The organism is Mycobacteriales bacterium (genome assembly GCA_036497565.1).
In the GTDB taxonomy this organism is placed as follows: Bacteria; Actinomycetota; Actinomycetes; order Mycobacteriales; family QHCD01; genus DASXJE01.
In genome coordinates this window covers 1-5,658 of sequence record DASXJE010000286.1, presented here as the reverse complement: position 1 = coordinate 5,658, position 5,658 = coordinate 1, and the positions used below count along the sequence as shown (strand labels likewise).

General features: G+C 69.5%; 5 protein-coding genes. All 5 read right to left on the bottom strand.

Annotation, left to right across the window (positions count from 1 at the left end; all coding sequences use genetic code 11):
- Positions 1–716 (bottom strand): ROK family protein (locus tag VGH85_22105; GenBank protein HEY2176512.1); only part of this gene is annotated, 716 nt, incomplete at its 3' end.
- A complete protein-coding gene (locus VGH85_22100) occupies positions 713–1,732 on the bottom strand; it encodes an SIS domain-containing protein (protein HEY2176511.1) in 1,020 nt (339 codons plus the stop codon). The genes VGH85_22105 and VGH85_22100, both read right to left, overlap by 4 nt.
- Positions 1,733–1,767: 35 nt before the next feature.
- Positions 1,768–3,297, bottom strand: coding sequence for a GMC family oxidoreductase (locus VGH85_22095; GenBank protein HEY2176510.1), 1,530 nt, complete (start codon positions 3,295–3,297; stop codon positions 1,768–1,770).
- A 43-nt stretch (positions 3,298–3,340) separates the two neighbouring features.
- The gene (locus VGH85_22090) at positions 3,341–4,099 is read right to left on the bottom strand and encodes a DeoR/GlpR family DNA-binding transcription regulator (GenBank protein HEY2176509.1); all 759 of its coding nucleotides are present in this window, start codon (positions 4,097–4,099) and stop codon (positions 3,341–3,343) included.
- Positions 4,100–4,126: 27 nt separating this feature from the next.
- A partial coding sequence (locus VGH85_22085) for an APC family permease (GenBank protein ID HEY2176508.1) occupies positions 4,127–5,658 on the bottom strand: 1,532 nt, incomplete at its 5' end.

Below are 5,658 nucleotides of genomic sequence, written 5' to 3'. Positions count from 1 at the left end.
AGAGTGAGCAGGGTTCCGAGCCCGGTCCCGACTCGTCGGCCGTAGACATCGAACACGGCGGCGGCGTCTGGATCTCCGGTGCGCGCCTTGATGGCCAGTTCGGCCGATCTGTTGTCGGTGAGCCGGTCGAGCGCGGTGCGGGAGGCCAGTTGCTCCCAGCACGTCGGGAGCCCGCAGTAGCAGGGTGCTGATGGGCCGTTGACGGCGAGGTGTCCGGCTTCGGGGTGACTGCCGTCGGCGGTTCGGGCGGCATGGCCGTGGCAGAGCAGCGCCACACCGATGCCGGTCCCCAGCGTGACGACGAGCAGCGCGTCGCTCCCGCGACCGGCCCCGTTGTTGTGTTCACCGATGGCGGCGGTGACGGCGTCGTTGTCGATGACACAGCCGATGCCGAGGCGGTCGCTGATGATGTCGGTGATGGGGATGTCGGAGTAGGCAGCCAGCGTGTCCGGGTTGCGGATGACTCCGAGCCGGTCGACCGGGCCGCTGGCGCCGATGCCGACCGCGCGCAGCTCGAAACCGGCCGCGGCCGCGGCGATGCTGTCGGCGAGCTCGGCCGCGGCCCGGGTGGGCGAGATCCCCGCCGCGGTCGGTCTGCTCGTCTCGCGGCGGACGGTGCCGTCGGCGTCCAGGACGACGATGCGGGTTCCAGTGCCGCCGAGGTCGACTCCGACGGTCACCGGCCCGACCTCGTGCGGGCGGGGCGGCGCAGTCATAGCGCGCTGGTGATTTTGCTCCCGAACAGGAAGGAGCCCGGGGTGATGTTCCTGGCTCTGGCCAGTTCGACGGTGAGGCGCTGTGCGACGACGGCACCATGGGCGAGCTGGTCGAGCAGACCGGGCGAAGGGGTGGAGATCTCGTGCGCGCCGCTGAGTCCGAGGTCGCCGACGGCCAGCACGGTCGAACCGGATCGCAGCAGGTCGGTGCCCAGTTGCTGGAGCGAGGGCCGTGCGGGATCGCTGCCGCCGCCGCTGAACAGAACGGCGGTCAGGCCGGGTCCGGCGAGCTCGAGGGGTCCGTGCCTGAACTGTCCGCCGATGTAGCCCTCGGCGGGGATCTTCGATGCTTCCTTGGTGATCAGGCCGGCGTAGAGCGCGGTCGCGGCGTGGTCGCCGAAGCCGACGAAGACCATCCGCGCGTCCGGGGTGGTGGCGAACGTCGTGGCGATCTCGGCCAGGACCGGGGCAGGGCTGAGCGCTTCGACGACCTTCGCCGTGTGCCACGGGTCCTGGCCGGGCACGCCGGTGAGCAGTTGCGCGATCCGCTGGTGGGCGGCGAGGGAGTTGAGGTAGCTCTTGGTGCTGACGGTCGCCTCGTCGCCACTGTGCAGCCGCACCAGCGCGTCGCCGCCGAGACCGAGTGGGCTGCTCGGGTCATTCGTGACGCTGATCAGCGTCGACGCCTGGGTTCGGCGATCCCGGTCGATCAGTGCGGCCACCTCACCGCTGGCTCCTGACTGGGAGGTGATGATGGCGAGTGTGGACGGTGTGATCAGGTGAGGTGAGTCGAGGAGTTGTCCGGTGTCGACCCACCACGCCGGTAGTCCCGCCGCGACGAGCTGTCTCCAGGTCGGCAGTGCCGCGAAGTGCGACGAGCCCATGCCGCTGAGGACGATCCGGTCGTAGCGGCCGCCCAGCAGAGCGGCGAGGTCGGTCGGGGTCGTCGACTGTGCGAAGGCACGCAGCGCTCCCGGCTGCTCGGCGATGTCGTCCTCGAAGGGGGTCGGACTCACTGTGCGGTACTCATTTCGCTCGTCGGGACAGGTGGTCATGGTGTCGCGGCCGCGGCGTTCGCGGCGGTGGCCGGGGCGAGGTCGAGTAGGCCGGCCGCGATCCGGGCACCGATCATCGCCGTCGGGAGGTTGATGTTGCCTCGGCTGATCGAGGGCATGACCGACGCGTCGGCGACGTAGAGCCCCTCGATACCGTGCACAGCTCCTGATGCGTCGACGACGGCTCCGCTGTCCGGTGCGGTGCCCATCCTGCAGGTTCCAACTGGGTGGCAGTAGCTGGCGATGTGGGCGAGCGGGTCGCGGTCGTCGTGCGCCGGCCGGCCGATGATCGAGGCGAGGTCGGGCTCCGAGGTCATCGTGTGCAGCAGGTCGAGGGCCTCGGTGAGCACGGCCCGGTCGTGCCCGTCCGGGTCGGTGCCGTAGCGGTGCTCGACCAGTGGTGCGGTAGCGGGGCGACCGTCGCGGATCATCACCCGGCCCGCCGAGCGGGCGCGCATCGCCCCGCCGTAGAGGCTGATCGGTGGCAGCCCCGGATGGCCACTGTTCGCCCCGGCGACCATGAAGACGTGGATGTCGTAGGGTCCGGCGTCGCAGCGGGAGGAGCGGGCGCGGCCCACGGTCTGCTCGTCGGGGTTCCACGGCGTCCGCGCGAGTTCGTCGAGCAGGCCGTCCTTTCCGTGGAAGTCGAGCTGCACGCAGGCGTGGTCGAGCAGGTTCTCCCCCACACCGGGCAGGTCGATGACCGGGTCGGTGCCGAGCGCGGCGAGCTGGTCGGCCGGGCCGATGCCTGATCGCTGCAGCAGCGTCGGCGAGTGGTACGCACCGCCCGCGATGACGACCCGGCGCGCACGGACAGTTGTGGTGGTGCCGTCGGCGCACTCCACCTCGACGCCGACCACCTGAGCGCGGTCGAGCAGGACCCGGCGCACGAGCGCGTCACCGGCGATGGTGAGGTGCGCCGCGGCTCGTACCGGATCCAGGAACGCGAACGCGGCGTTCCAGCGTGTGCCGTCGACGATGTTGACCGGCATCGGGCCGATACCGACCGAGGCGTCGATGTCGTCGAGGTCGTCGGCGAAGGGCAGCCCGGTGCGCACTCCCGCCGCGACGAACGCCGCTTGGGCTGTGGTGAGCTCAGCCATCTGGTATCGGCGGACCCGGAACCGGTCGTGGGCCCAGTCCAGCAGGGGTTCGACCGTGGTGGCCTCCCACCCGGGGTTGCCGCGGCGGGCCCAGTCGTCGTAGTCCTCCCGGGCGCCGCGGGAGATCGTGCAGCCGTTGTGCGACGAGCACCCGCCCACGATCTTCGCCCTCGGCAGGTCCAGCTGGGTTCCGTTCGCGTTCGTGGTGGTGAGGTCCCAGTCGTGGGACAGCGGGATCGCCTTCGCGTCGAGGACGTCGTCCGGCCACGCGCCGCTGAGGTAATGGCCGTAGTCGGGGCCTGCCTCGAGCAGCAGGATCGGGTCGGAGCTGTGGGTGGCCAGCATCCCGGCGAAGGCCGAGCCGCCGGTGCCGGCGCCGACAACGATCGTGTCGACCTCGGCGGGCAGGGGTGATGAGGGCATGGCTGTGCTCTTCTCGCGTGGAAGCGTCGTCGCCCGGGGCTGGTCAGGCGATGTGGAGGGTGGTGCCCAGGACTGACAGCGCGTCTCGCTGGGCGCTGCCGAGCTCGGTGTCGGTCACGATCAGATCGGCGGCGTCGAGACCGGCGATCCGGGCGAACGCGGTCTGGCCGAACTTGGAGGAGTCGCACGCCACGATGCACCGGGAGGACGAGGCGAGCGCGGCTCGTTTGACCGCGGCGTCGTCGACGTTCCATTCGGTGAGTCCGGCGCTGACGTCGATCGCCGAGACGGTCATGACGAACGTGTCGAACCGGTGGTCCTGCAGTGTGCGTTCGGCGGCGGGACCCACGAGAGACTGCTCGCCGTGGCGGACGAGGCCGCCGGGGATCATGACCCGGGTCTCCGGTGAGGAGGCCAGGATGTCGGCGACGCGCATGTTGAGGGCGCACACGGTGAGGTTGCGCCCGACGAGGGCCTCGGCGATGGCGGTACCGGTGCTCCCACCGTCGAGGATCAGCGTCTGGCCGTCCTGCAGCTGACGTGCGACGCTGCCCGCGATCGCCCTCTTGGCCGCGAGGTTGAGCCGGGAGCGCAGCGCGAACGGCGGTTCGAAGCTGCCGCTGCGCGTGCGGGCCGCCCCACCGTGCGTGCGCCGGAGCAGGCCCTCGCCCTCGAGTTGGGCCAGATCCCGGCGGATCGTCATCTCCGAGACGGAGAACCGGTCGCTGAGATCAGCGATCGTGATCTGACCTCGGGCGTCGAGCAGCTGCAGGATCGTCTGCTGGCGTTCCTCGGCTTGCACCCGGTTCTCCTCTCCTCGCCGAACGGCTCAGGCCACGTCCGGCAGCTCGCCGGCGTCTGCCATCCAACCGCGTCGCCCAGGCCGCAGGTTACGGCCGAACAGGACCAGGGCACCGAGAAGGAGGTAGGCGGCGGCGATGACCGGCGCGAACACGACCGGCGCCGCGGGCAACGGGACGATGCTGTTGTACCCGATGGTCAGCAGCGCGACCGTGGAGATGATCGGGCACACGACGAACGGCAGGACGCGGAACTCGTCGGGATGGGTCGTGCGGAAGAACCTGAACGCCGCGATGTTCATCAGAATGAAGATCGGGATGTAGACGAACGTGCCGGTGGTTCCGAGCAGGTTGAACAGGTTGTACGGGCCCAGCGGGATGCCGACCGCGAGGCAGATGGCGATAGCGACAGCGGTCTGCAGGTACACAGCCGTGATCGGTGTTGCGAAGGTTGTGCTGACCCTGGCCAGTGGCGAGGGCAGCGAGCCGGTCCGCGCCATGCCGAAGATCGTGCGGGTGGAGCTCGTGGTGCAGGCGATGCACACGCCGAGTCCGGAGTTGACCAGCGCGATCAGCACGACGACGGAGCCTCCGCTCCACAACCGGTCGGCGAGCACGAACGCCGGCGCGGTCGAGGAGTTCGCCAGCGCGTCGAGGTTGTCGGTACCCCACCCGATCTGCAGACCCCAGGCACAGACCACGTAGAACAGGCCGATGAGCGCCAGCGAGCCGGAGAGGGCCTTCGGAACGAGGCGCTTGGGATCGCGGGACTCCTCTCCGACCGCGGCAGCGGACTCGAAACCGGTGAAAGCGAAGATCGAGAGCACGATCGCAAGGAAGAAGCCGGACGAGGAACCGATGCTGGCGGGGTTGAAACCGGTGAGGTTCACTCCGCCGGGGCCGGGGTGCACCACGCCGGTCAGCGCCAGACCAAGCCCGACCGCGATCTCGAACAACGACATCACCACCAGGAACCTGATGGAGATGACGATGCCCCGGTAAGCGCTTGCGAAGCACACCACGAGAATCGCCAGCGCATACACCCACCACGGCAGGCCGAAACCGATCTTCGCGCTGAGTTCGTCCTGCAGGACGGCACCGGTGAATGCGGCCAGAGCCGCCGGCACGATCGTCACCATGATCGCGTAGAGCCAGCCGGTGAGGAAACCCCAGCGCGGCCCGATGCCGTGCGACACGTAGGTGTAGAAGCCACCGGCCGACGGCAGATGCCGGGCCAGCCCGGTCATCGGGACCGCAATGACCAGACACACCACGAATGCCGCCAGGTACGTCAGCGGCGCGGCCCGCCCAGCTTGGCCGGTGGTGAAGGCGATTGTGTAGAAGATCCCGAGCGTCGGCGAGATCTGGGCGACCGACTGCATCAGGACACCGGCCAGACCGATCGAACCCTTGCGCAGGTCGGAATGGACGATCTTGTCGGGTTGGGGCGAAGCCGCTGGTAGCGGCGATGCCGGATCGGCGACGGCCACGGGGTTCCTCCAGGACGAGAGGCTGGTGTGGGCGAGCGAGCAGATCAACTGCGCCGAACAAGCAAACATTT